The sequence below is a fragment of the Frankia sp. BMG5.60 genome, assembly GCF_059428125.1.
Genome location: NZ_CM182091.1, coordinates 5,815,313 through 5,838,617 on the forward strand (window position 1 = coordinate 5,815,313; position 23,305 = coordinate 5,838,617).

General features: G+C 73.5%; 23 protein-coding genes. 11 read left to right on the forward strand and 12 right to left on the reverse strand.

The genetic code is table 11. The features are described from left to right. Positions 1-531: 531 nt before the first annotated feature. Entirely contained in the window at positions 532-1,890 is a 1,359-nt protein-coding gene (locus AC5R91_RS23840) for an NAD(P)/FAD-dependent oxidoreductase (protein ID WP_495393546.1), read from the reverse strand. 189 nt (positions 1,891-2,079) lie between these two features. Here AC5R91_RS23840 and AC5R91_RS23845 point away from each other — a divergent pair, with 189 nt between their 5' ends. From AC5R91_RS23845 to AC5R91_RS23855, 3 genes are all read left to right on the forward strand, one after another. After that, positions 2,080-3,510, forward strand: a complete 1,431-nt coding sequence (locus AC5R91_RS23845) for a gamma-aminobutyraldehyde dehydrogenase (protein ID WP_495393547.1) — start codon at positions 2,080-2,082, stop codon at positions 3,508-3,510. 12 nt (positions 3,511-3,522) lie between these two features. Further along, on the forward strand, positions 3,523-4,776 hold the full coding sequence (locus tag AC5R91_RS23850; RefSeq protein WP_495393548.1) for an alpha/beta fold hydrolase: 1,254 nt from the start codon (positions 3,523-3,525) through the stop codon (positions 4,774-4,776). A gap of 454 nt (positions 4,777-5,230) precedes the next feature. Further along, a complete protein-coding gene (locus tag AC5R91_RS23855) occupies positions 5,231-5,374 on the forward strand; it encodes a hypothetical protein (RefSeq protein WP_235487522.1) in 144 nt (47 codons plus the stop codon). Between the two features lie 340 nt (positions 5,375-5,714). Here AC5R91_RS23855 and AC5R91_RS23860 read toward each other — a convergent pair whose 3' ends face one another. The 4 genes from AC5R91_RS23860 to aroA all read right to left on the reverse strand — a co-directional run bounded on the left by AC5R91_RS23860 (position 5,715) and on the right by aroA (position 9,847). Next, on the reverse strand, positions 5,715-6,434 hold the full coding sequence (locus tag AC5R91_RS23860) for a glycerophosphodiester phosphodiesterase (protein WP_495393549.1): 720 nt from the start codon (positions 6,432-6,434) through the stop codon (positions 5,715-5,717). Between the two features lie 57 nt (positions 6,435-6,491). Next, positions 6,492-7,331, reverse strand: coding sequence for a histidinol-phosphatase (gene hisN / locus AC5R91_RS23865; protein ID WP_495393550.1), 840 nt, complete (start codon positions 7,329-7,331; stop codon positions 6,492-6,494). 99 nt (positions 7,332-7,430) lie between these two features. Then, positions 7,431-8,417: a ribosome small subunit-dependent GTPase A gene (gene rsgA, locus AC5R91_RS23870; RefSeq protein WP_495393551.1), complete on the reverse strand. Its 987-nt coding sequence runs from the start codon at positions 8,415-8,417 to the stop codon at positions 7,431-7,433. A 107-nt stretch (positions 8,418-8,524) separates the two neighbouring features. Continuing rightward, positions 8,525-9,847 (reverse strand): 3-phosphoshikimate 1-carboxyvinyltransferase, encoded by a 1,323-nt coding sequence (gene aroA, locus AC5R91_RS23875; protein WP_495393552.1) that lies wholly within the window; start codon positions 9,845-9,847, stop codon positions 8,525-8,527. Positions 9,848-9,901: 54 nt separating this feature from the next. Here aroA and AC5R91_RS23880 point away from each other — a divergent pair, with 54 nt between their 5' ends. After that, entirely contained in the window at positions 9,902-11,308 is a 1,407-nt protein-coding gene (locus AC5R91_RS23880) for an amidase (RefSeq protein ID WP_495393553.1), read from the forward strand. Between the two features lie 12 nt (positions 11,309-11,320). Here AC5R91_RS23880 and AC5R91_RS23885 read toward each other — a convergent pair whose 3' ends face one another. Beyond that, entirely contained in the window at positions 11,321-12,109 is a 789-nt protein-coding gene (locus AC5R91_RS23885; protein ID WP_495393554.1) for a class I SAM-dependent methyltransferase, read from the reverse strand. Between the two features lie 257 nt (positions 12,110-12,366). On the opposite strand from AC5R91_RS23885, the gene AC5R91_RS23890 reads away from it, so the two are divergent. From AC5R91_RS23890 to AC5R91_RS23905, 4 genes are all read left to right on the forward strand, one after another. Then, entirely contained in the window at positions 12,367-13,014 is a 648-nt protein-coding gene (locus tag AC5R91_RS23890; RefSeq protein ID WP_495393555.1) for an alpha/beta hydrolase family protein, read from the forward strand. A 41-nt stretch (positions 13,015-13,055) separates the two neighbouring features. Further along, positions 13,056-13,865, forward strand: a complete 810-nt coding sequence (locus AC5R91_RS23895; RefSeq protein ID WP_495393556.1) for a sigma-70 family RNA polymerase sigma factor — start codon at positions 13,056-13,058, stop codon at positions 13,863-13,865. Next, on the forward strand, positions 13,862-14,146 hold the full coding sequence (rsrA, locus tag AC5R91_RS23900; RefSeq protein WP_495393557.1) for a mycothiol system anti-sigma-R factor: 285 nt from the start codon (positions 13,862-13,864) through the stop codon (positions 14,144-14,146). The genes AC5R91_RS23895 and rsrA overlap by 4 nt, the downstream gene beginning before the upstream one ends. Positions 14,147-14,294: 148 nt before the next feature. After that, positions 14,295-15,248, forward strand: coding sequence for an NAD-dependent epimerase/dehydratase family protein (locus AC5R91_RS23905; RefSeq protein WP_495398041.1), 954 nt, complete (start codon positions 14,295-14,297; stop codon positions 15,246-15,248). A gap of 81 nt (positions 15,249-15,329) precedes the next feature. Here the strand turns inward: AC5R91_RS23905 and AC5R91_RS23910 are convergent, their stop codons facing one another. Together AC5R91_RS23910 and AC5R91_RS23915 are read right to left on the reverse strand one after the other, a co-directional pair. Further along, entirely contained in the window at positions 15,330-15,404 is a 75-nt protein-coding gene (locus AC5R91_RS23910) for a 50S ribosomal protein bL37 (protein ID WP_369299096.1), read from the reverse strand. Positions 15,405-15,436: 32 nt separating this feature from the next. Further along, positions 15,437-16,324 carry a DUF5317 domain-containing protein gene (locus AC5R91_RS23915; RefSeq protein ID WP_495393558.1) on the reverse strand — a complete coding sequence of 296 codons (888 nt, stop codon included), beginning with the start codon at positions 16,322-16,324 and terminating at the stop codon, positions 15,437-15,439. A gap of 160 nt (positions 16,325-16,484) precedes the next feature. Here AC5R91_RS23915 and AC5R91_RS23920 point away from each other — a divergent pair, with 160 nt between their 5' ends. Then, on the forward strand, positions 16,485-16,715 hold the full coding sequence (locus tag AC5R91_RS23920; RefSeq protein WP_011607058.1) for a biotin/lipoyl-binding carrier protein: 231 nt from the start codon (positions 16,485-16,487) through the stop codon (positions 16,713-16,715). Between the two features lie 197 nt (positions 16,716-16,912). Beyond that, positions 16,913-17,107, forward strand: a complete 195-nt coding sequence (bsaP, locus tag AC5R91_RS23925) for a biotin synthase auxiliary protein BsaP (RefSeq protein WP_055408282.1) — start codon at positions 16,913-16,915, stop codon at positions 17,105-17,107. A gap of 72 nt (positions 17,108-17,179) precedes the next feature. On the opposite strand, the gene bioB is transcribed toward bsaP, so the two are convergent. The 3 genes from bioB to AC5R91_RS23940 all read right to left on the reverse strand — a co-directional run bounded on the left by bioB (position 17,180) and on the right by AC5R91_RS23940 (position 20,611). Further along, positions 17,180-18,247, reverse strand: a complete 1,068-nt coding sequence (gene bioB, locus AC5R91_RS23930; RefSeq protein WP_495393559.1) for a biotin synthase BioB — start codon at positions 18,245-18,247, stop codon at positions 17,180-17,182. Between the two features lie 433 nt (positions 18,248-18,680). Continuing rightward, positions 18,681-19,397, reverse strand: coding sequence for a dethiobiotin synthase (bioD, locus tag AC5R91_RS23935; protein WP_495393560.1), 717 nt, complete (start codon positions 19,395-19,397; stop codon positions 18,681-18,683). After that, complete coding sequence (locus AC5R91_RS23940; RefSeq protein ID WP_495393561.1) at positions 19,394-20,611, reverse strand: 8-amino-7-oxononanoate synthase; 1,218 nt, start codon at positions 20,609-20,611, stop codon at positions 19,394-19,396. The genes bioD and AC5R91_RS23940 overlap by 4 nt, the downstream gene beginning before the upstream one ends. A gap of 184 nt (positions 20,612-20,795) precedes the next feature. Between AC5R91_RS23940 and AC5R91_RS23945 the strand changes: the two genes are divergently transcribed. After that, positions 20,796-22,256, forward strand: coding sequence for a sensor histidine kinase (locus tag AC5R91_RS23945; RefSeq protein WP_495398042.1), 1,461 nt, complete (start codon positions 20,796-20,798; stop codon positions 22,254-22,256). Positions 22,257-22,625: 369 nt separating this feature from the next. Here AC5R91_RS23945 and AC5R91_RS23950 read toward each other — a convergent pair whose 3' ends face one another. Beyond that, entirely contained in the window at positions 22,626-22,874 is a 249-nt protein-coding gene (locus AC5R91_RS23950) for a WhiB family transcriptional regulator (protein ID WP_495393562.1), read from the reverse strand. Between the last annotated feature and the right edge of the window lie 431 nt (positions 22,875-23,305).

Genomic DNA, 23,305 nt, shown 5'->3' on the forward strand with positions numbered 1-23,305 from the left:
CAAGGCGGCCGCCCGTGAACCCGCCCTGCCAACCGGTCTGGATCAACGTCCTGACCTGCACCTTTACTATGGGGTCGCTGATCATCCCTGGAGGGATCGCAACAACGGCGCCCGGTTGGAGTGGCGATTCGATCGCGGGATGTTGGTGTTCCGCGGAACCGCGCTGCGCGCCCCAGCCCCAGCTGCAGCCCCCAGCTCCGGCGATCTTGGTGTTCCGCGGAACCGCATCGCGCGACCGGGTGGATCCCGTCCGGGAGGAGATCGCCGCCGAGTTGTGTACCGGCGGGCTGAGTGCCCACCCGTCGCTGATGATCCGCGGGGTGATCGGAGATGGCGTTCGGCCGGCCCGTTCGGGCTTTCCGCCTCGGGAGTGAACGAACATCGCGGGATTGTGGTTGTGCGGACCACTCGCTTGTAAGGCGAGCGCTCTCGCGCCCGCTGATCGCCTCGCGGGCTCGCGATCGAGGAGGAGATCAGTGAGCCGGGAAGGAGGTTAGTGGCCGGTGAGGGGGTTAGTGGCCGGTGAGGGGGTTAGTGGCCGGTGAGGTGGTCGAGGGCGGGGCCGAGGCGGGAGGGGCGGCCGGTGCGGTTCTCGCGGGTGTCGGCGGCGGCGGCGAGCAGGCGGCCGGCGTTGATGCCGAGCCAGCGGGCCGGTTCGGGTTCCCAGGGGCGGCGGTGGTCGACGACCCAGGGGAGCTCGGTGCGGGGGGAGTGCTGGCCGCGGATCAGGTCGGCGAGGGTTCGTCCGGCCAGGGCGGCGGCGGCCACGCCGTCGCCGACGTAGCCGCCGGCCCAGGCCAGGCCGGTGTCGGGGGCGAAACAGACGCCGGGGGTCCAGTCGCGCGGGACGCCGAGGGGGCCGCCCCAGCGGTGGGTGATCCGGGCGTTCGCGGCGGCGGGGAACAGGGTGACCAGGGTGCGGCGGAGGTGCTCGAAGACGGCGGGGGAGGAGTCGAAGGCCGGGCTGGTGCGCGAGCCGAAGTGGTAGGGCGCGCCGCGACCGCCGAGGACGATCCGGCCGTCCGCGCTGCGCTGGGCGTAGATGAGCAGCCGCCGCCCGTCGGACAGGGTGACCCGGCGGTCCCAGCCGATCTCCGCCCAGACCGACTCCGGCAGCGGCTCCGTGGCGATGACGAGCGAGTAGACGGGGGCCAGGTCGCGGCGCAGGCCGGGCAGGGCGGGGGTGTAGCCCTCGGTGGCCCGCACGACGACGCCCGCCTGGATCTCGCCGTCGGCCAGCACCACCCGACCCGGTTCGATGCGCTCGGCGGGGGAGTGCTCGAACAGCTCGGCGCCGTGGCGCTGCGCCGCCGCCGCGAGGCCGCGGACCAGCTTGACCGGGTGTAGCGCGGCGCACTGCGGGTCGAGGATCCCGCCGAGCGCGCCGGGCACCCGGACGAGGCGGGCGGCCTGGTCGGCGTCCAGCCAGCGCGGTGCGGAGTCGACGGCGGGCGCGCTCGGGAGGGTTGCGCGTAGGCGGGTGAGTTGGGCGGGGGTGGTGGCGAGTTCGAGGAAACCGTCCTTGACGAGGTCGCAGTCGATGCCCTCGGCGCGGCAGACGGCGTCGATGTCGTCGATGGTGGCCGCGAGCGGCCCCCGCATCGCCGGCGCCATCGACTGGACGGGGAACAGCGCCGAGCACCAGCCGCCGTTGCGCCCGGACGCGCCGAATCCGGCGGTCTCCCGTTCGACGACGGCCACCCGCAGGGTCGGGTCGTCGCGGCGCAGGTGGTAGGCGGTCCACAGGCCGGTGAAGCCGGCGCCGACGATGGCGACGTCGGCGGTGAGCCGGCCCAACAGACGCGGCCGGGGTGTGGTGGCGGGGCCGGCGGTATCCAGCCACAGGGACGGGACGGTGGCTGCGGCGGCGGGACGGCGGCGGCCCGGCATCGTTTCGACCTGCCTTTCTCCGGGGCCGCGCGCCCTCCGCTGGACGGGGCGCGGGTAGCGTGTTTCCGTGGCGTCACGGTCCTTTACTCACGCTATCCGTGGCCTGAAGTTCGTGGAACCATCGTAATCGTTGTGGCGACATGTCGGGCAGCCGGACGGTCGGGAGACCATCAGCGCTAGGAGAGACATATGGACGCGATCCTCGCCAACTTCGTCGGCGGTGTTTCCAGTCAGACCGCCGACGGCGAGACGATGTCGATTCTGAACCCGTCGACCGGCGAGCTGTTCGCCGAGTCCCCGCGGTCGGGTCCCGCCGACGTCGACGCCGCCGTCCGCGCCGCGTCCACGGCGTTCGAGACCTGGCGCGACACCACCCCGGCCGAGCGCTCCCGGGCGCTGCTGCGCCTCGCGGACGCGCTGGAGGAGCGCGCCGACGAGGTCGCCGCGGTGGAGAGCGCCAACACCGGCAAGCCGCTGCAGCTCACCGTCGACGAGGAGATCGGGCCGTCCGCCGACCAGATTCGCTTCTTCGCCGGGGCCGCGCGCCTGCTGGAGGGCCGGGCCGCCGGGGAGTACCTCGCCGGGCACACCAGCTACGTCCGCCGGGAGCCCGTCGGGGTCTGCGCGCAGGTCACGCCGTGGAACTACCCGCTGATGATGGCGGTGTGGAAGATCGCCCCGGCGATCGCGGCCGGCAACACGGTCGTCCTCAAGCCGTCGGACACGACCCCGGCGTCCAGCCTGCTGCTCGCCGAGATCGCCGCCGAGTTCCTCCCGCCCGGCGTGCTCAACGTCGTCTGCGGGGACCGGGACACCGGGCGGGCGCTGGTCGCGCACCCGGGGCCGGCGATGGTGTCGGTGACCGGCAGCGTGCGGGCCGGCATGGAGGTGGCGCGGGCGGCGGCGGACTCGCTCAAGCGGGTGCATCTCGAGCTCGGCGGCAAGGCGCCGGTCATCGTCTTCGACGACGTGGACCCGGCCGCCGTCGCCGCGGAGATCGCCGGCGCCGCCTACTTCAACGCCGGCCAGGACTGCACCGCGGCGACCCGGGTGCTGGCCGCGCCGGGGATCCACGACGATCTCGCCGCCGCGCTGGCCGAGGCGGCCCGGGGCACCGCGACGGGTTCGCCGGACGAGACCGACGTCGACTACGGCCCGTTGAACAGCGCCGGCCAGCTCGACCGGGTGGGCGGGTTCGTCCAACGGGCGCCGGAGCACGCCGAGGTCCTTGCCGGCGGGGCGGCCCTCGATCGGCCGGGCTACTTCTACCCCGCCACGGTCATCGCCGGTCTGCGCCAGGACGACGAACTCATCCAGTCGGAGGTCTTCGGCCCGGTCATCACGGTGCAGCGGTTCGACTCGGAGGACACCGCGGTGGCCTGGGCCAACGGCGTCGAGTACGGCCTGGCCTCCAGCGTCTGGACGCGCGATCACGGCCGGGCCATGCGGGTCGCGCGCCGCCTGGACTTCGGCTGCGTATGGATCAACACTCACATCTCGATCGTCGCGGAGATGCCGCACGGCGGATTCAAGAAGAGCGGCTACGGCAAGGATCTTTCCGTGTACGGCCTGGAGGACTACACCAGGATCAAGCACGTGATGAGCAACATTGAGTTCTGATCTGGGGTGGCCATGACCGTCGGTGCGCCGAGTGCGGGGGCTGGGGGGCTGACCCCGCGGTTCGTCACGGTCCACGGGTACCGGCGCTGCTACCTGCGCGCCGGCCGCGGACCGGTGCTCCTGCTGATCCACGGCATCGGGGACAACGCCCGCACCTGGGCGCCGATCATTCCCGAGCTCGCGCGACGCCACACGGTGATCGCCCCCGACCTGCTCGGGCACGGGGAGTCGGACAAGCCGCGCGGCGACTACTCGGTGGCCGGCTATGCCTGCGGCATGCGTGACCTGCTCACCGTGCTCGGCATCGCGCGGGCGACGGTCGTCGGGCATTCCCTCGGTGGCGGGGTCGCGATGCAGTTCGCCTACCAGTTCCCGGAGCGCTGCGAGCGGCTCGTCCTGGTGTCCACCGGCGGGGTCGGGCCCGATCTGCACCCGGCGCTTCGGGCTGCGGCGCTGCCGGGCGCCGGCGCGGTGATGTCGCTGATGGGCGTCCCGCCGGTGCGGCTCGCCGGCTGGACCGGACTGCGGGCGCTGCGGCTGCTGCACACCGCCCTGGGCCGCGATGCCGAGGACATCCTGCACGTCTGCGATTCGCTCGGGGTGCCGACGGCGCGGGCGGCCTTCCTCCGGACGCTACGAAGCGTCGTCGACGCCCGCGGGCAGGCCATCACGATGCTCGACCGCTGCTATCTGGCCGCCGGGATGCCGTCGCTGATCGTCTGGGGTGACCGGGACGCCGTGATCCCGGTCGAGCACGCCCGGATCGCGCATGCGGCCATGCCCGGAAGCCGGCTGGAGATCTTCTCCGGTGCCGGGCATTTCCCCCATCACAGCGATCCCGCGCGCTTCCGGCGGGTTCTCGAGGATTTTCTGGCCACGACCAGGCCGGCGAGCCACTCGCCGCGCCAGTGGCGGATGTTGCTGCGCGAACACGGCCGGGACGCGCGCACCCCCCTGCCGGTGGACGATCCCGACCCCACGACCCTGCCTGCGGAGGCTGCCACGGCCGTCACCGAGAGCACCGGCACCGAGACGAACACCGCCACCGACACGACTTCCGCGACCGACACGACTTCCGCGCCCGAGACGACTGCCGCGACCGAGACGAACACCACCGGCACCGTGAACGCCACCACCGCCGAGTCCCCCCGTTCGGGGACGTCGCGGGTGGGGAAGGCGCGAGCGGGGGCGTCTCGGGTGGGGGAGCGGCAGTCGGGAGGCACCGGCCGGGGCGGGCCGCCCGATCCGGGCGCACCCGTCGGCTGAGGGCTCGGGGGCCGGTATCAGGCCGTTTCGGGTTCGGTCTGGCCGGCGTCCCTCGCCGCGGTTCGGTCTATGCCCGCGCGGCCGCGGATGGACGGCTAAGCGGTGGGTGGGCCGGAAGGCCCCCGGACAGATGCGGTCATGCCTTCTCGGCTGAACCGCTCTCCTCGACGCTCTTCGTCACCGGGAAGTTCCCGAGGTCGACGGAGATCCTGCCCACTCGTACCTTGTGCATGGCCGCCTGTTCGGGCCACCCGGCGTTCGGATGATGCACAGCCTTCGGCGCGGGTCTGCATTAACAGGTCGCCACCCGCTATCGTGGAGTTCAACGGGCAGGCCGGCGTCAATATGGCCTATCCTTGGTGGCGTAACACCAAAGTCCTCAAATCTCGGAGGTCGACCCTTGGCACGCCGTGCACGACTCAGCTGGCCGCAGGAACGGCACCAGGCGAGTGAAGTGGTTGTCAGCCGGGTTGACCCCGGGCGGGGCTGGACGCTGGAGCAGGCCCGGGACCTGGTGCGACAGGGTTACTCCGTCGAGCATGTGGCGGAACGCACCGGGTTTCCGGAGCAGATGCTGAAAGTCGCCGAGGAGGACTGAGCGGAGTCGTCCGTCATCCGGGTGTCAGGAAAGTGCCACGGTGAGCCATGGTCGCCCACCGTCGTCGGCCGCGCGGTAATCGCTTCTGCGGGCCAATCCATCCGGCTGGTCGGCCGATCTTTCGTGGCCACTCTCCGTCGGTGGTCCCTATAGCTACCTCAAGCTAACCTAACAGTCGACGATATGACAGTGCGCCGGAGCCGGGTCACGCTGCGCACAACGCAATGGGCAGCTTCGTCAGCTTCGTCAGCCAATTCGCCCGGTGTGCCGCCCGTGCTTCCGACTCATCCGCCGGTCCGACGCTATGCTACTGGTCCGATGCTATGCCGCTGGTCCGACGCTATACTGCGGCGGAACCGGTGACCCGCACCAGCCGCGCGAGATGGTCGCTGTAGACCGCGTCCAGCCCGTATCCGGCCAGGCGTGTCAGGGTGCTTGTGCTCTGCGCATCCCATCCGAACGCGGCGATACCGAGGTCGTGCAGAACGCCGACGATCCCGGCCCGCGGTGGCGTCCATTCCCGGGTCCGTAGGTTCAGCGCGGCCACCCCGGCGGCGCGCAGCCGCCCGCCGTAGGCGCTGACCCCGCCACCGTCCATCACCGTGCGCATCGACGTGGAATTCACCAGGCGCACGTCCGGGTCACGATCCCGGAAGGCGGCGAGCTCCGGGAGGTTCCCGCACAGCCACAGCCGCCGAGCTGCCGGGCTTCCGCCCGCCTGGCGGGTCACGGCGACCACGGCATCCGCCGCGGGCGCCCAGCCGCCGGGCGGACCCTTCAGATCGAGGCTGAACTCGAACGACGTGCCGAGCTCGGCGTAGAACGCGGTCAGCGACGGCACCCAGCCGGGCAGCCGGTCGGCGGTCAGATCGCTGATCCGCCGCCGCCGGCCGGGCGGTCCGAGTACCCCGTCATGGTGCAGCACCGGCACCCCGTCCGCGGTCAGCCAGGCGTCCGACTCCAACCCGCTGGCCCCGCCGGCCAATGCACGCCGGAACGCGGGCAGGGTGTTCTCCCGTTGGTGCGGGGCCGGCGCCCCGCGGTGCGCGAAGCCGATCACCGGCCGCCACTCATCTCCTGGGGGTTACGTGTGGGCCCCGTGGCCTTTCTGGGGGCTTCAGTCGTTGAAGGAACGCAGCGCGACGTCGTGCAGGTGGCCGTTGGTCGTCAGCACGGTGCCGTGGCCCGGGCCGCGGCGGCCGGCCAGGTCGGTGAACCGGCCGCCGGCCTCCTCGACGATGACCTGCAGCGCCGCCATGTCCCACAGGGACACCTCGGGCTCGCAGGCGAGGTCCACCGCGCCCTCGGCGACCATCATGTGCGACCAGAAGTCGCCGTAGGCCCGGGTCCGCCAGACCTGGTCGGCCAGGTGCAGGAACTGGTCGAGCCGGTCCGCGGTCCGCCAGCCCTCCACCGAGGCGAAGGACATGAACGCGTCCCCCAGCCGGCCAACCGAGGAGACCTTGAGCGCCCGGGTGTCGCCGGTGGCGTCCCGGGTGAACGCGCCGGTGCCCCGGGCCCCCCACCAGCGCCGGCTCATCGCGGGTGCGCTCGCCACGCCGACGACCATCTGGCCGTCCACCTCCAGGCCGAGCAGAGTGCCCCAGACCGGCACGCCGCGCACGAAGTTCTTCGTACCGTCGACGGGGTCGAGGATCCAGCGCCGCCGGGCGCCCGCGCCGACGAGCCCCTCCTCCTCACCGAGGACGGCGTCCCCCGGCCGGGCGACGGCGAGCCGCTCACGGATCATGGATTCGACGGCGGTGTCGGCGTCGGAGACCGGCGTGTTGTCCGGCTTGGATTCGACGTGCAGATCGACGGCTTGGAAACGGGAGAGAGTTATCCGATCGGCGGCGTCCGCGAGACTCAGCGCGAGCGCGAGATCGTCGGCGACGGCGACGGCGTCGATGTCCTCGGTCGATTCGGTGCCCACGGAGGTGGGGTTAGGCGGGGTCACGCCTGCGAGACTACGAGTCGAGCCCCCTGGCGCGTCGGTGACGCGGACGGCAGGCCCCGCGTGGCGGGAAGAGTGTGATGTATCTCGCGATCTGCATTCTCATAGGGGCGTTCCGCGGGCCGCCAACAGGCGGCGAAGGCTCGCGAGCCGGGCGGCGTCGGCCCTGCCGTCGCGCACCGCCGAGTCCAGCGCGCAGTCGGGCGACGGGGCGAGATGCTCGCAGCCGGGCTGGCAGTGCTCGGCCGCGGCGGCGAGGTCGGAGAAGGCCCGCAGCACCCGGTTCGGTGCCACCGCGCCGAGGCCGAACGACCGCACCCCCGGCGTGTCGATCACCGTGCCGCCCCCCGGGAGCAGCAGCGCCACGGCCGCCGACGACGTGTGCCGGCCGCGGCCCGTCACGGCGTTGACCTCGCCGATCGCCAGGTCCGCGGCCGGCACCAGCCGGTTGACCAGGCTGGACTTCCCGACCCCGCTGTGGCCGAAGAACACGCTGACCCGGTCGGTCAGCAGCGCCAGCAGCGGGTCGAGGTCGCAGTCCGGCTGAGTCGTCAGCACCGGGAAGCCCAGCGGCCGGTACAGCTCGATCAGCGGCGCGGGGTCGGCCAGGTCGGTCTTGGTCAGGCACAGCACCGGGGACAGCCCGCCGTCGTAGGCGGCGACCAGGCAACGGTCGATCAGGCCCGGCCGCGGCACCGGATCGGTCATCGAGCAGACGATGACCAGGATGTCGGCGTTCGCGACGATCGGCCGCTCCGCCGGGTCGGTGTCGTCGGGCGTGCGCCGCAGGACGCTCGTGCGCTCCTCGCGGCGCACCAGCCGGGCCAGCGCCCCAGACGTCCCCGTGACGTCGCCGACCAGCGCGACCCGGTCCCCGACGACCACGGACGTGCGGCGCATCGACCCGCCGCGCACCGCGGCGACCAGCCGTTGCGGCGTCGGGCCCGGCCGGCAGGTGTAGCGGCCACGGTCGACGCCGACCACCACCGCCGGCACCGCCTCGGCGTGGTCGGGCCGCTCCCGGGTCCGGGGACGCGAGCTGCGCCCCGGTCGCACCCGGACATCGTCCTCGTCCAGTTCGCGGGCCATCGGCTAGCCCACGGCCCGGTTCGCCGCGCCGCTCGTCCGGCCAGCGCTCATTCCGCCAGCGCTCATTCCGCCAGCACTCGTTCCGTCAGCGCTCATCCGGACAGCGCTCATCCGGCCAGCATCGCCGTCCACATGCGGGGGAAGTCCGGCACCGTCTTGCCGGTCGTCGCGATGTCGTCGATGACGATCCCCGGCACGACCAGGCCCACCACCGCGTACGCCATCGCCAGCCGATGGTCGCCGCGCGGGTCGAGGCGCGCGCCGCGCAGGGGCGCCGGCTCGATCGCCAGCCCGTCGTCGGTCACCGTGATCCGCGCGCCGAGACTGCCGAGCTCCTGGGCGAGGGCGACGAGCCGGTCGGTCTCCTGCAGGCGCAGGTGCCCGATGCCGCGCAGCCGGGACGGCGAGTCGGCGAGGGCGGCGAGCGCGGTCAGGACGGGCGCGGCCTCCCCGAAGTCGCCGAGGTCGACGTCGATCCCGTGGATCCCACTGCCGCCGCTGACCGCCAGCCCTGCCGCGGTGCGCTCGGTCGTGGCGCCCATCGCCGCCAGCAGCGTGGGGAGCATCCGGCCGGGCTGCTCGGTCGCCTCGGGCCAGTCCGGCACCACCACCCGTCCCCCGGTGGCGAGCGCGGCCGCGAGGAAGGCCGCGGCGCTGTTCATGTCCGGCTCGATGGCCCGGTCGGCGGCGGCGAGCTCGCCCGGCTCGACCCGCCAGCGCCGGCTGCCGTCGGTGCCGGGCGGCGCGACCTCGACCACCGCGCCCGCCGCCCGCAGGTCGGCGACGGTCATGTCCAGGTAGGGGCCCGACGGCAGGCGCGCCCCGCGGTGCACGACCGTGACCCCGGCGTCGTAGCGGGGGGCGGCGAGCAGCAGGCCGGAGACGAGCTGGCTGGAGTCGGAGGCGTCGACGGTGACCTCGCCGCCGGGCAGCCGACCGCGACCGCGCACGGTGAAGGGCATCCGGTCGCCGTCGATGTCGGCGCCGAGCCGGCGCAGCGCGCCGAGCAGCGGAGTGAGCGGCCGGTCGCGCATGCGGGCGTCGCCGTCGAACTCGACGTCGCCCTCGCGCAGGGTGGCCAGGGCCGGGGTGAACCGGGCGACGGTGCCCGCGTTGCCGCACTCGGCCCGCGCGCCGGCGGCGAGGCGCGCGGCCGGCGCGGGTCGCACGACCCAGTCCGGCCCGTCGGTGCTGATCTCGGCACCCAGCGCGCGCAGCACCCCCGCCATCAGCAGGGTGTCGCGCGAGCGCAGGGCGCCGCGCAGCCGGGACGTCCCGTTCGCCAGGGCGGCGAGAACGAGCGCCCGGTTCGTGCCGGACTTCGCGCCGGGCACCGGGACGACAGCCGTCACCGGGCGCTGCGCGGTCGGGGCCGGCCACGGGTCGGACTGCGTGCCCGTGGCCTCAGGGCCGGTCAGGATGCTCACCATGACAGCATGCCGGATGGTCGGCCGGCCCCCGGCGCGGCCGTACCGTACGGGCCGGTGAATCATTTGCGCCGTGAGTACCCGGCGCTCGGCGCCACCGAGCTGGCCGCGCTGGTCCGTGCCGGGCTGATCGCCCCGCAGGCCCCGGTCGAGGCGGCCCTGACCCGGCTGCGGGAGACCGACGGCGCGCTGCGGGCCTTCACCTCCTGCTGGCCGGCCTGGGCCGCGTACCGGGCCGGCCTGGTCGGCCGGGCGCTCGCCCGCGGCGCCGAGCTGCCGCTGGCCGGCGTGCCGATCGCGGTCAAGGCGGGCAGCGGCGTCACGGCGCCCACGACCCGCCGGCTGCTCGCCGCGGGAGCCATCGCGATCGGGGCGACGGCGGTGCCGATCCGGGCGGCGCATCCCTGGCAGACCTGGGGGCACACCACCCGCGGCCCGACGGTGAACCCGTGGCGGCCCGATCGAGTCCCCGGCGGCTCGTCGGCGGGCTCGGCGGTCGCCGTGGCCAGCGGGGTCGTTCCCCTCGCGACCGCCGCCGACGGCGCCGGCTCCACCCGCATCCCGGCGGCCTGGTGCGGCGTGGTCGGGCTCAAGCCGACCAGCGGCCGCCTCCCCGGCCCCGACCGCGCCGGCCTGACCGCGCCCGGCCCGATCGTCCGCCACGCCGCCGACGCGGCCGCCTGGTGGGCGGTCGTCGCCGGCGCCGGCGAGGTGCCGTCGGCGGTGCCCCCCGAGGGGCCGGTTGACGGGGAGCCGGTGAGAGGCGGCGTGTCGTCGGCCGCGGGAGGCGAGCCGATTCCCGGGCTGTATCCTCCACTCGGCATCGGTCCGCCAGATCCGTCCGACCCGTCCCACCCGTCGGACCTGTACGGCCTGTCCGACCCGTACGGCCTGTCCGATCCCTTCATCGGTCGGGAGTGGGACGGTGGGCGGCTCGGAATCGCCGTCTGGTCGTCGACGCTCGGCTTCGCCAGGCCCGAGCCGGAGGTGGTCGCCGTGAGCCGGGCCGCCGCCGACCGGCTTGCCGCCGCGGGGGTGCTGAGCTGGACGGACGAGCCCGTCGAGCTGCTTGACCCGGAGGCGGCGTGGACTGCGCTGAGAGCGGCGTCGGCGGGCTCGGGGACGGCGTCCGCCGGGACGGCGGCCGCATCGACCGCCGCGGCGGTGCGCGCGCATAACGACCGAGGCCTCGCTGGCGTGTTCGCTCGGGCGGACGTGCTGCTCACGCCGACCACGCCCAACCGGCCGCATCCGCATGCGGGCCCAGGCGAGGTCCGCAGCGTGAGCCTGACCTGGGCGTTCAATCTCAGTGGGCAGCCGGCGGTGAGCGTGCCCGCGGGATTCACCGCCGACGGCTGCCCGGTCGGGCTGCAGATCGTCGGCCGCCCTGGCGAGGAGGGCCGACTGCTGCGCCTCGTCGCCGCCCTCGAACGGCTCGTCCCCTGGCCGTCGCCGGGGGCCTGACCGGTGGGCCGGTTAGGCGGGCCGGCGAGCCGAGGCGATCAGGTGGATGCCGATGGACTCGCCCTCGCGCTCGGCGGAGAGCTCCACCTCCGTGCGCACGAGGGTGGGGAAGCAGGAGACGTCCTCGGCCACGGCCCGCTTGACCGCCTCGGCGGACAGCACCGTGCGCGGCCGGATCCAGTCGACGACGAAGCCGGCGCTGGTCAGCAGCGCCCGCAGCTCCTCCGGCCAGAAGCAGCGGGTGATGGTGCCGTCCTCGGCGGGAACGAGCACGACGTCGGCGCGGGGGACGTCGGACAGCTCCGCCCAGCGATGCTGCTCGGCGAGGCGGGCGAGGCCGAGCAGCAGCGAGTCGACGCAGAGCAGCAGCCTCCCGCCCGGGCGCAGCATGCTGTGGATCTCGTCGAGGGTCGTCTCCGTGGCCAGGCAGAACGACAGTGCCCGTGCCTCGGCGAGCACCGCGTCGAACGAGGCGGGGGAGAACCAGTCCAGCGAGCGGGCGTCGCCCACCACCGGCAGCAGCGAGCCCGGGCCGACGGCCGGGTCGGCCGGCTCGGCCTGGGCCACCACCCGCACGACCTGGTGACCCGCGGTCACCATCTGGCGGGCGAAGCGGGCCCGCGGGCCGGAGACGTCAAGCACCCGCGCCGGCTGCGCCGGCAGCCACTCCCGCAACTGGGCCGACGCGACCTCCTCATAAAAGGCCCAGTACGGATCGTCACTGTCGGCTGGAGCCTCGCAGACCAGGGTGTTCGCTCGTCCACGAGGCGGGCCCGGGTCGGCGTCGGGGCCAGGCAGCATGGAGCTTTCCTACCCTTCGGGAGGCGATGATGCGAGGCAAGTCACACACTCAAGGTGGAAGTCTGACAGATTCCACGCTCGACCACGCTGTGTCCTTCCCTGCTGTGTCGGATCGATGCACGCCGGCCCCGCCCCTCCCCGACGCCGGCCCCGGACCGGCCTCCGGCGACGGTGGCCGCAACGCTGACGGTGCCTGTAACGCTGACGGTGCCTTCAACACTGACGGTGCCCGCAGAGCTGACGGTGCCTACATAGCTGTGGACGGCGGGCGGCTGCGGGTGGTTCCCGGGATCGGCGCGTCGACCGTCGTGTTCCTGCACGGGGCCGGCAGTGGCGTCGACACGCCCCTGTTCGACGCGCTGGCCGCCCGCCTGGGCGCCGCCGGGGTGCGGGTCGCCCGGCTGGAGATGCCCTACCGGGTGGCCGGGCGCCGGGCGCCGGACCGGCCGGCCCGCCTCGACGCGGTCGCCACCGCCGCGATCGAGGCGCTCGGGACGCCGCGTCCGCTGGCTCTCGCCGGGGTGTCGATGGGCTCGCGGGTCGCCATGCGGGTCGCCGCCGAGTCCGGTGCGCGCGGGGTGCTCGCCCTCGGCTTCCCGCTGCGGCCGCCGGGCACCACCGCGGCGGGCGGTCCGAAGCCGTCGCGGCAGGGGGAGCTCGACGGCGCCGGCGTGCCCGTCCTCGTCGTCCAGGGCGACCGGGACACCTTCGGCCGGCCGGAGCCAGATCCGGCGCTCGACCGGCGGGTGCACCTCGTCGCGGGCGGCGACCACTCGTTCCGGACCCGGGTGCGCGACGGCCGGCCGGACGGCGAGGCCGTCGCCGAGGCCGCCCGGACCGGCGCCGCATTCCTGCTCGACCGGGTGGGCCCGTCGGCCCCGGGGCGGGAATCAGCCGCGGGGTGATCGGCGTTGAGGTCGTTGTCTCACGAGGTCACGGAGGTCCCATGACTCCTGCGAACGCAACGCACCGGCAGCCGTCGGCGCAGCCGCGACATGTCCCACAATGGCCTCCTGCGGCCATCGTGCCGATGCGCGCCGAGGCCGTGGTCGGGGTATCGTCCGCTCCGGAGAGACGGTCCGGTTCCGTCCGGTCCGAAACCCGGAGCGCGGAGTGGGCCGTTGCACAGCGTGACGGTGAGGGAGTGATCCTGGTCGACGAGACCACCGAGGAGCGGGGCGCGCGGTTCGAGCGCGACGCCCTCCCGTACCTCGACCAGCTTTATGCGGCCGCCCTGCGGATGACCCGCAACCCGGCAGACGCGGAGGACCTCGTCCAGGAGACCTTCGTCAAGGCGTTCGCGGCCTTCCATCAGTTCCAGGAGGGCACGAACCTCAAGGCGTGGCTCTACCGGATCCTCACCAACACCTTCATCAACACCTACCGCAAGCGGCAGCGGCAGCCGTTGCAGAGCCCGACCGAGCAGGTCGAGGACTGGCAGCTCGCCGAGGCGGAGTCGCACACGTCCAGTGGCCTGAAGAGCGCGGAGACCGAGGCGCTGGAGCACCTGCCCGACAGCGACATCAAGGACGCGTTGCAGGCGTTGCCGGAGGACTTCCGGATGGCGGTGTACCTCGCCGACGTCGAGGGCTTCGCCTACAAGGAGATCGCGGAGATCATGGGAACGCCGATCGGGACCGTGATGTCCCGGCTGCACCGTGGGCGACGCGGTCTGCGCAAGTCTCTGGAGCAGTACGCGGCGGGTCGCGGGCTGGTGGGCGCCGGGTCCGCCGACGGCGAGGGTGGTGCGTCGTGAGCTGCGGTGGTGAGCACGAGATCGACTGCCGGAAGGTGCTGGACGCCGTCTTCCTGTACCTCGACGGTGAGTGCGACGGCGGGCAGCAGAACCTCATCCGGTCACATCTCGACGAGTGCTCCCCGTGTCTGCGCGAGTTCGGCGTGGAACACGAGGTGAAGATGCTCGTCGCCCGCAAGTGCGGCGGGGAGCGGGCGCCGGACTCGCTGCGGACCAGCGTCCTGGCCCGGCTCCGGTCGGCCCGAGTGGAGGCGGACGCCACCGAGTTCCGGCCCGACTAGGGCGCTGGCAGCCCTGGCAGCCCCGGCCGCGGGGTCGCCCCGCTTCCTCGAACGCGAGCACCCGCCGGGACGGTGTCTGACCGTCACGGCGTTTGCGGTGACGTGGTGTACAGGAAGGGCACAGGAGCGCGGGCTAGTGTCCTGCCTCGTGCGCATCCTCGTCACCGGCGCGGCCGGCTTCATCGGTTCCACCGTCACCGACCGGCTGCTGGCCGACGGTCACAGCGTCGTCGGCGTCGATGACCTGTCCACCGGCCGCCTGGCCAACCTCACCGCCGCGGCGGCGGACCCCCGCTTCTCCTTCGAGCAGCTCGACGTCACCTCGCCCGAGCTGCTCGCCCTCGCCGACCGGGTGCGACCCGAGGTGGTCGCCCACCTGGCGGCCCAGATCGACGTCCGGGTCAGCGTCGCCGACCCGCTGCGCGACGCGCGGCAGAACGTGCTCGGCACGATCAACGTCCTCGAGGCCAGCCGCCTCGCCGGCACGTCCAAGGTCATCCACACGTCATCCGGCGGGTCGATCTACGGTTCGCCCGCGCGGTTGCCGGTGGACGAGACCGCGCCGGTGGCGCCCGAGTCCCCGTACGCCGCGGGCAAGGCCGCCGGCGAGCTGTATCTCCACGTCTACCGGGCCACCCACGGCGTGGCTTCGACCGCCCTGGCGCTGGCCAACGTCTACGGGCCGCGGCAGGACCCGCACGGCGAGGCGGGCGTCGTCGCCATCTTCGGCACGGCCATGCTGGCCGGGCGGCAGGCGAAGATCTTCGGTGACGGTACCGCGAGCCGGGACTACGTGTTCGTCGGCGACGTGGCCGAGGCGTTCGCCCGGGTGTTGCCGGTGGACGCCGCCGCCGGCACCCGGCTCAACATCGGCACCGGCGTCGAGACCAGCGTCCGGGAGCTGCACAGCCGGATCGCCGCGATCGTCGGCGCGCCCGACACCCCGTTGCGGGCGCCGGCGCGTCCCGGCGAGCTGGCCCGCATCGCCCTGGCCGTGCACCAGGCCGAGCGGCTGGTGGGCTGGCGGCCCGCGGTCGACCTCGACACGGGCCTGGCGCGGACCGTCGCCTGGCTGCGCCGGCAGACCGTCGCCGCGGCCTGAGCGGCGCCTGGCGGCGGGCCGTGCGTGCACGGCCCGCCGAGCTGGTCAGCTGTTCTGCGCTGCTCCGGTGTTCTGCGCTGCTCAGGTGTTCGGGCGCTTGCCGTGGTTGGCCTTGCTCTTGGCCCGCGCGCGCCGCTTGCGCTTCTTCTTCGCCATGGCGTCCTCCCCTCCGTCAATCGGATGTGGAGTCATCGTGCCAGCCCGGGCCGGCGGGTGGTGACCGACCTGCCCGTGGGGCCCCCACCCGCGCCGTCCGGGTCCCCGTCCGTGTCACGCCCGGCGTCCGTGTCACGCCTGTCGCCCGTGTCACGCCCGCCGCCCGCACGGTGGCCGTCGCCCCCGCCGTCGTCGACCTGCCCGACCAGGCGGATGTTCCCGGCGGACTCGTCCTCACCTGGCTGGGCGTCGGCGAGTCGCTCGTCGTCGGCGAAGCGCTCGTCGTGGCCGAGGCGGTCATCCTGACCGAAGTGGTCGTCGGAACCGGTCAGCCCGTCCGCGCCGCCGTACCCCGCCGGCGGTGCGCCGGCCAGCGCCGCCTGGCGTCGGGCTCGCAACGTGCGCCAGGCCCGCACCGGGGTCACGGCACCGAACAGCCCGAGCGCCGCGGCCATCGCCACGTCGCCGATGCTCACCACCGCCGGCGCCCCCGGGAAGGGCAGCGGAATGATGTCACTGAGCAGCCGCAGGCTCGTGCCGTCCCCGGCGGGGGTGTGGAAGGCCGAGGTGAGGATGTCGTCGATCGGGACGCCGGCCCGGTCCGCGCCCCACAACGACACCGGCATCTGCCCGCCGTTCGCCGTGATGACGGCGGCGTTGGCGATGATGCCGGTCACCAGCAGCCCGAGCCCGGGCAGGCGGTTGTTCATACCGGCGAACAACGCGGCAAGCACCGCCGCCACGATCCAGGCGGGGCTGTGCAGCGCCGGGACGAGCCCGCCCACCGCCAGTACCAGGACCACCGCGGCGAACAACCACGGGCGCAGGACGTGGACGCGGGCGAGGGCGCCGAGGGTTCCGCCGCGGGCCAGGCCGACGCCCAGCCCGCACACCAGGGTCAGCACGAGAAGTACGAGCACATCCGTAGTCTGCGGGGTTATGGCGGACAGTCCCAACACCGGGCGGTCGAGTCGCCTCTGTGCTGCGGTGCGAACACACCTGTGGGCGGAGGGCAGTTGGTCCGGGTGACCGGGGGCACTAGGCTCTTGCCAGGTTCGACCCGCCGCTGAAGGGAGCCCGATGGCCGAGGAAGTCCGCGCGGAGATGGTGGCCAACGTCTGGAAGGTCGTCGTCGGTGTGGGTGACCCGGTGGCCGCCGGTGACGCCCTCGTCATCCTCGACTCCATGAAGATGGAGATCCCGGTGATCAGCGAGGATGGCGGCACGGTCGCCAGGATCGCGGTCCAGGAGGGCGACGTCGTCCAGGACGGCGATCTGATCGCCGTGGTCGAGCCGGTCGCCGCGGGCTGAGCCCGCCCGGTTTCACCCGGGGTTGAAGTACCCAGGCCGGCCCATCCGCCCCGGCTCATCTCGGGCCGTTCCGCCTGGCCGTTCCGCCCGGCGCCCGGCGCGACCGTCGGGCCCACCGGGATCCGCGGCGAGCCGCCTGCGGGTGGGCCCCGCCGTCGGCTGTGGGCTGCGTGGTGCCATGCCCTAAGCTGACGTTCGTGGACGCTTCGTTCTGCGACCGTTGCGGTCAGTTGGCCAGTGTGGGCAGTCATGAGGCGTGCGCGCGGGCCCGTGAGCTCGAACCCCCGCGTTACTGTCGGGTCTGCCGGCGGCGGATGGTGGTGCAGGTGACCCCCGCGGGCTGGTCGGCGCGCTGCACCGAACACGGCCTTAAGACGGCCACCAACGCCTGATTCCGCCCGGCACACCCCCGGCCAGGGCTCGCGCCGCGCGCGCGAGCCGGCCGGCCGGAGACGGGCCCAGTGCTACAGCGTGGCCTGCAGCGACTTGATCGGCATGCTCAGGTCGGCGAGCATCTTCAGATCGGACTCGGCCGGCCGGCCCAGTGTCGTCAGGTAGTTGCCGACGATCACAGCGTTGATGCCGCCGAGCATCCCCTGCGCCTCCAGATCGCCCAGGGTGATCTCCCGGCCGCCCGAGTAGCGCAGGATCGTCCGGGGCAGGGCCAGGCGGAACGCGGCGATGGCGCGCAGCGCGTCGCGCGGCTGCACCGGCGGGTAGTCGCCGAAGGGGGTACCCGGCCGCGGGTTGAGGAAGTTCAGCGGCACCTCGTCGGGCTCCAGCACGGCGAGCTGGGCGGCGAGCTCGGCCCGCTGCTCCAGCGACTCCCCGACCCCGAGGATCGCGCCGCAGCACAGTTCCATGCCGGCCGCGCGCACCATCTCGCAGGTCTCCCAGCGCTCCTCCCAGCTATGGGTGGTGACGACCTTGGGGAAGTGCGAGCGGGACGTCTCGAGATTGTGGTTGTAGCGGTGCACGCCGATCGCGGTGAGCTCGTCGACCTGTTCCTGGGTCAGCATGCCCAGCGAGCAGGCGACGTTGATCTCGACGGCCGCGCGGATGGCCGCGACCCCCTCGCGGACCTGGGACATGAGCCGGGCGTCGGGTCCGCGAACGGCCGCGACGATGCAGAACTCGGTGGCGCCGGTGGCCGCGGTCTGGCGGGCCGCCTCGACCAGGGAGGGCACGTCGAGCCACGCCGAGCGCACCGGCGAGTCGAACTTGCCCGACTGTGAGCAGAAGTGGCAGTCCTCCGGGCAGCCGCCCGTCTTCAGGCTGATGATGCCCTCGACCTCGACCTCCGGCCCGCACCAGCGCATCCGGACCTCGTGGGCGAGCGCGAGAGCGTCGCCCAGGTACTCGTCGGGCAGCCGCAGGACGGCGAGCACGCCAGCCTCGTCGAGCCCCCGCCCGGCCTCGAGCACCTCACGCCGGGCGTGGGCGAGCAGGGCGGCCGGGTCCTGCCCGGCGGCGGCCGGCGCCGACGGGGGCGCCGTCGCCAGAGCGGGATGCGCGGTCACGGGTGCGGTCACAGGGGCCTCCAGGCGGGACGTCGGCAGAGGAGATGCGCTCGGTGGTGAGGGGTCGGCTCGTCGTCGGGTGGGATCGAAGCGGTTCCCGGTTCGTCTTGTCCGGTTTTGCGAGTTGTGTTGCTCTTTGTCGGTCTTGCTTTGTCGGTCTTCTCGGATCAGCTTGGCGTCAGATCGGTCGGAGTGCGCCCTCCATTGTCGAGCCCGCGTCCGTCGCGCCGCCCGGTTTTCCCGCGCGACGTCGGGCACGTTCGTCACCCGGCCGGCCTCCGTGCAGCGAGCGGGCCGGCAGCCGGCAGCCGCACTTACCGCCTTCGCTCACCGCCGGCCTCCATCGCCGACCCGCCGGCCTCCGCCGCCGAGCGCCGCCTCCTCCCTCGCCTTTCTACAGGGATAATTCGGCCGGGTAGGCCCGGGGAAACGCAAGGGAATCGCCCTATAGGGGATGGCGTTCCTGGAACTGCCGTGCACGGAAGGTACCGCCGAGGGCGGGCTCGAGTGACTGTCGGGCCGTCGCCAGGAACTCGGGCCGGCTCAGCAGGGCGGCGCCCGCCGGCAGGGCCCCGGCCAGCGGCCGGTCGGCCAGGTCGGCCAGGTCGGCCAGGTTGCTGCGGCAGGCCAGGTCCGGCTCGCGCGGCCAGGATCCGATCACGACGCCGGCGAGGTCGAGGCCGCGGTGGGCCAGCGCCTCCAGGGTCAGCGCGGTGGCGTTCAGCGCGCCGAGACCGGCCGTCGTCACGACGAGCACCGGCGCCGCGAGCAGCCGGGCGAGATCGGCCAGGGTGGCGCCGTTGTCGTCGTAGCGCACCAGCAGCCCGCCGGCCCCCTCGACGAGGACGAGGTCGTGGTCGGTGGCGAGCTTGCCGATCCGGGCCGCCACGTCGCCGAGGTCGACGGCGGGTCGTCCGGCCCGGCGGGCGGCGGCCGCCGGCGCGAGCGGGTCGGGGTAACGGGCCAGCTCGTGGACGTCGCCGATGCCCGCGAGACCGGCGACCATATCGACGTCGCCCAGCTCGTCGGGCCGAACCCCGGTCTGCGCCGGCTTGACCACCGCGACGGCGTGGCCGCGGTCGTGGGCGAGCGCGGCCAGCGCCGCGGTCACCACCGTTTTGCCGACCTCGGTGCCGGTACCGGTGACCACCAGCAGCGTCATCGGGCGGGCACCTCGGCGGCGGGCACCTCGGCGGTGGCCACCCCGGCGGCGAGGACCCCGGCGGCGGCGAACGCCTCGGTCGCAAGAGCCAGGTCGGCGTCGCTGAGGTCGGCGCGGGCGGCCAGCCGCAGCCGGCTCGTGCCCGCGGGCACCGTCGGCGGCCGGAAGCAGCCGACCGCCACCCCGTGTGCCAGGCAGCTCGCCGCCGCGGCCACCGCCGGCTCCGGCTCGCCGACGAGGACCGAGACGACCGCGCCGGCCGGGCGCGGCGCCCCGGTGAGCGCGGCGAGCTCGCCGGCGCGGCGCCGGACCGCGGCGGGCAGCTCCGGATGGGCCCGCAGATGCGTCAGCGCCGCCAGCGCCCCGCCGGCGCTCGCCGGGGCGAGACCGGTGTCGAAGATGAAGGCGCGGGCCGTGTCGATGAGGTGCTCGCGGACGGCCGCCGTGCCGAGGACCGCGCCGCCCTGGCCGCCGAGCGCCTTCGACAGGGTGACCGTGGCCACCACGTCCGGCTGGCCGGCGAGCCCGGCGGCGGCCAGCGCGCCGCGCCCGGCCGGGCCGACCACGCCGAGCCCGTGCGCCTCGTCGACGACGAGGACCGCCCCGTGCGCGCGGGCCGTGGCGTGCAGCTCGGCCAGGGGAGCGGCGTCGCCGTCGGCGGAGAACACCGACTCGGTCACCACGAGCGCGCGGCGCCAGCCGCCGGCGGCGAGGGCGGCCGTCACGGCGGCGACGTCGCCGTGCGGGGTGATGGCCACCCGTGCCCGGGACAGCCGGCAGGCGTCCACGATCGAGGCATGGTTGAGCGCGTCGGAGACGATCAGGTCGCCGGGGCCGGCCAGCCCGGTCAGGCAGCCCAGGTTCGCCGTGTAGCCGGAGGAGAAGACCAGCGCGCCGGCGAAGCCCACGTGGTCGGCGAGCGCCGCCTCCAGCTCGCCGTGCAGCGCGGTTGTTCCGGTCACCAGCCGGCTGCCGGTGGATCCCGTGCCCCACTCCCGCAGGGCGCGCGCCGCCCCCTCGACGATCGCGGGATGGCGGCCGAGGCCGAGGTAGTCGTTGCTGGCGAGGTCGACGCGAACCTGGGAGCCGTCCGCGGCGGGCGTCCGGGTGCGCGGGCGCAGTCGGCGGCGAAGGCCGGCCGCCTCCCGGCTCCGGGCATGATCGGCGAGCCAGGCCAGCGGACCACCCGCGGGCGGGCCGATGGCGGGCTCCATGGCGGTATTCGCTACGCTTGCGGTGGTTTGCGGCTCCGTGTGCGTGCCGGGAACCACGGCCGCGGCGGCGTTGTCGACGGTCACGACGGCGAGCGTACGGGCCCGGACGGTCGCGCGGGGGTGCCCGCCAGCTCGTAGCCCCGGTCCGTCTGGCAGTCTGCGAGCCGTGGGAACCCTCGCCGACATGCTGCGCGCGAGCACGGATCTCAGCGACGACGACATCGACCACCTGCACGCGCTCGTCGCGGACTGGGCTCTGCTCGCCGACCTCTCCTTCGCTGACCTGCTGCTCCTCGTGCCCGTCCGTTCCGGTTCGGGTTCGGGCCGGGGCCATACCAGCGGGACGGAGTTCCTCGTCGTGGCCCAGGTCCGACCCACGACCGGTCCGACCGCGTATCACAACGACGAGGTCGGCAGCGTCGTCATCAACCGGTGGGTGGTCCAGAACGCCTGGCGGGAGCACCGCATCGCCCGGGAGGGCGAACCCGAGTGGGACGGCGGGGTGCCGGTGCGGACGGAGGCGATCCCGGTCCGCCACGGCGACGAGGTGATCGCCGTGCTCGCCCGCGACACCAACCTGGTCAATCCCCGCACTCCCAGCGATCTGGAGTCCTCCTACCTGCAGGGCGCCAACAACCTGGCCCTGATGATCGCCGAGGGTGCCTTTCCGTTCCGCGGGAGCTCGGCCGAGCTGCCGGAATCACCCCGGGTCGGCGACGGGATGATGCGGCTCGACGGTGCCGGCAAGGTCATCTTCGCCAGCCCGAACGCGCTGTCGGCGTACCGCCGCCTCGGCTACACCGGCAATGTCACCGGCGAGGACCTGCGCACGGTGCACCGGGCGCTGAACCTGCCCGCGACCACGCCCGCCGTCTGGCATGCGATCGGCCGGCGTCGGCCGGTGGAGGTCGAGGCCGGGGTCGGCAGCACGGTGGTGATGCTGCGGGCGATCCCGCTGTTCCCCGGGGCCACCCGGGAGGTGCTCGTCCTCGTCCGGGACGTCTCGGATCTGCGCCGGCGGGAGGCGCTGCTGCTGAGCAAGGACGCCACCATCCGTGAGATCCATCACAGGGTCAAGAACAATCTTCAGACGGTGGCCGCCCTGCTGCGGCTGCAGATGCGCCGGACCAAGGTCGACGAGGCACGATCGGCCCTGCGGGAGTCGGTGCGCCGGGTGACTTCGATCGCGGTTGTGCACGAGACGCTCTCGCAGAGCCTGGGCGAGAGCGTGCCGTTCGACGAGATCGCCGACCAGATCACGTCAGTGACGGTCGACCTGGCGTCCACCGGTGCGCGGGCGAACACCCGCAGGTCGGGTTCCTTCGGGCGGCTGCCCGGTGAACTCGCCACCCCGCTGGCCCTTGTGCTTTCGGAGCTTCTGCAGAATGCTGTAGAACATGCGTTCGATGGCTCGGCGGGCTCGATCGAGATCCGCGTGCAGCGCTCGGTGGACCGGCTGGACGTCGTCGTCGCCGACGACGGGGCCGGCCTGCCGGAGGACTTCCAGCTCGAGCACTCGCCCCGGCTGGGGCTGCAGATCGTCCGTCAGCTCGTGCTCGGTGAGATGCACGGCACCATCCGGCTGCAGGCCGGTCCGGAGCGCGGCACCGAGGCGCTCCTGTCCATCCCACTTTCTGAAAGTTGAGTGTTTAGGGTGCGCGCGCGGGGGTATCCCCCAGGTTGTGTCCCTCGCTCGCGGCTGGTGTGGCGATGTGCCGCGCCCGCAGGCGGGGCGCGAGGGGGCCTCGGCGGGGGTCGAAAACATTACGGCCGCCCCGTCCGCGTCGCGCCGCATCGCTGCGGCGGACGCGCGGACAGAACGGCCGATGCTGCTGCCAGCCACCCCCGTGCCCAGGCACGGGTCATGGCGTGGCGTCGTGCGGGGACCGCTGTGGTCCGCCGATGGTGCGAGGTCCGGCGGGCAGGATCTACCGCGGGTGGTTGTGGTGATGCGGACGTGGCACGTCCTTGGAGCTCCCCGGTCCTCGGCGCTAGGCCACCGGGGGTCGTGCACTCAGGCGGTTCGCACCTGCAGACGGACCTGGCGCTTGAGCGCCCGGCGTTCGTCTTCGCTCAACCCGCCCCAGACCCCGGAGTCCTGCCCGGTGTCCAGTGCCCAGTTGAGGCAGTCACTGGTGACTGCGCACCGCGCGCAAACGGCCTTTGCCTCTTCGACCTGGCGTTCCGCCGGACCGGTAGTACCGATCGGGAAGAAGAGCTCGGGATCCTCGTCACGGCAGAGCGCTCTGTGGCGCCAGTCCATGCGTCCAACTCCCTCTCTCGTCTCGGGCCACACTGCACATGAGACGCTTTGCGAGCCGCTACGGTTGTGCCGCGGATGAAAATTAAATGAGCAGGTTGTCTGCTCGGCCCCGTCGGCGGGCCGTGGAGCGGGTTCCTGGCTGTCGGTGAGCCCGGGTGCACGTGCATCCACCTCGGACATTCGCCACCCTCCCACCGGAACGGGCAGGGGCGCAAGAACCTGCAACCGTCTTCACACCCTGTCTGGCCTGCACTTGTCCGGCAGGGACACAGATGGGCCACGGGGTGCGACCGTCTCCGACGGTTGCTGAAGCGCCACAGAAGTCCTGGTTGACAGGGGATGCGGTGGCATGAGCCGGCTGCCGTCGGGTCGGTCCGCGAGGCCCACGGCGGGTTCTTCCCGATCAAGTGGCCGGCGTCATGCCATCTGGG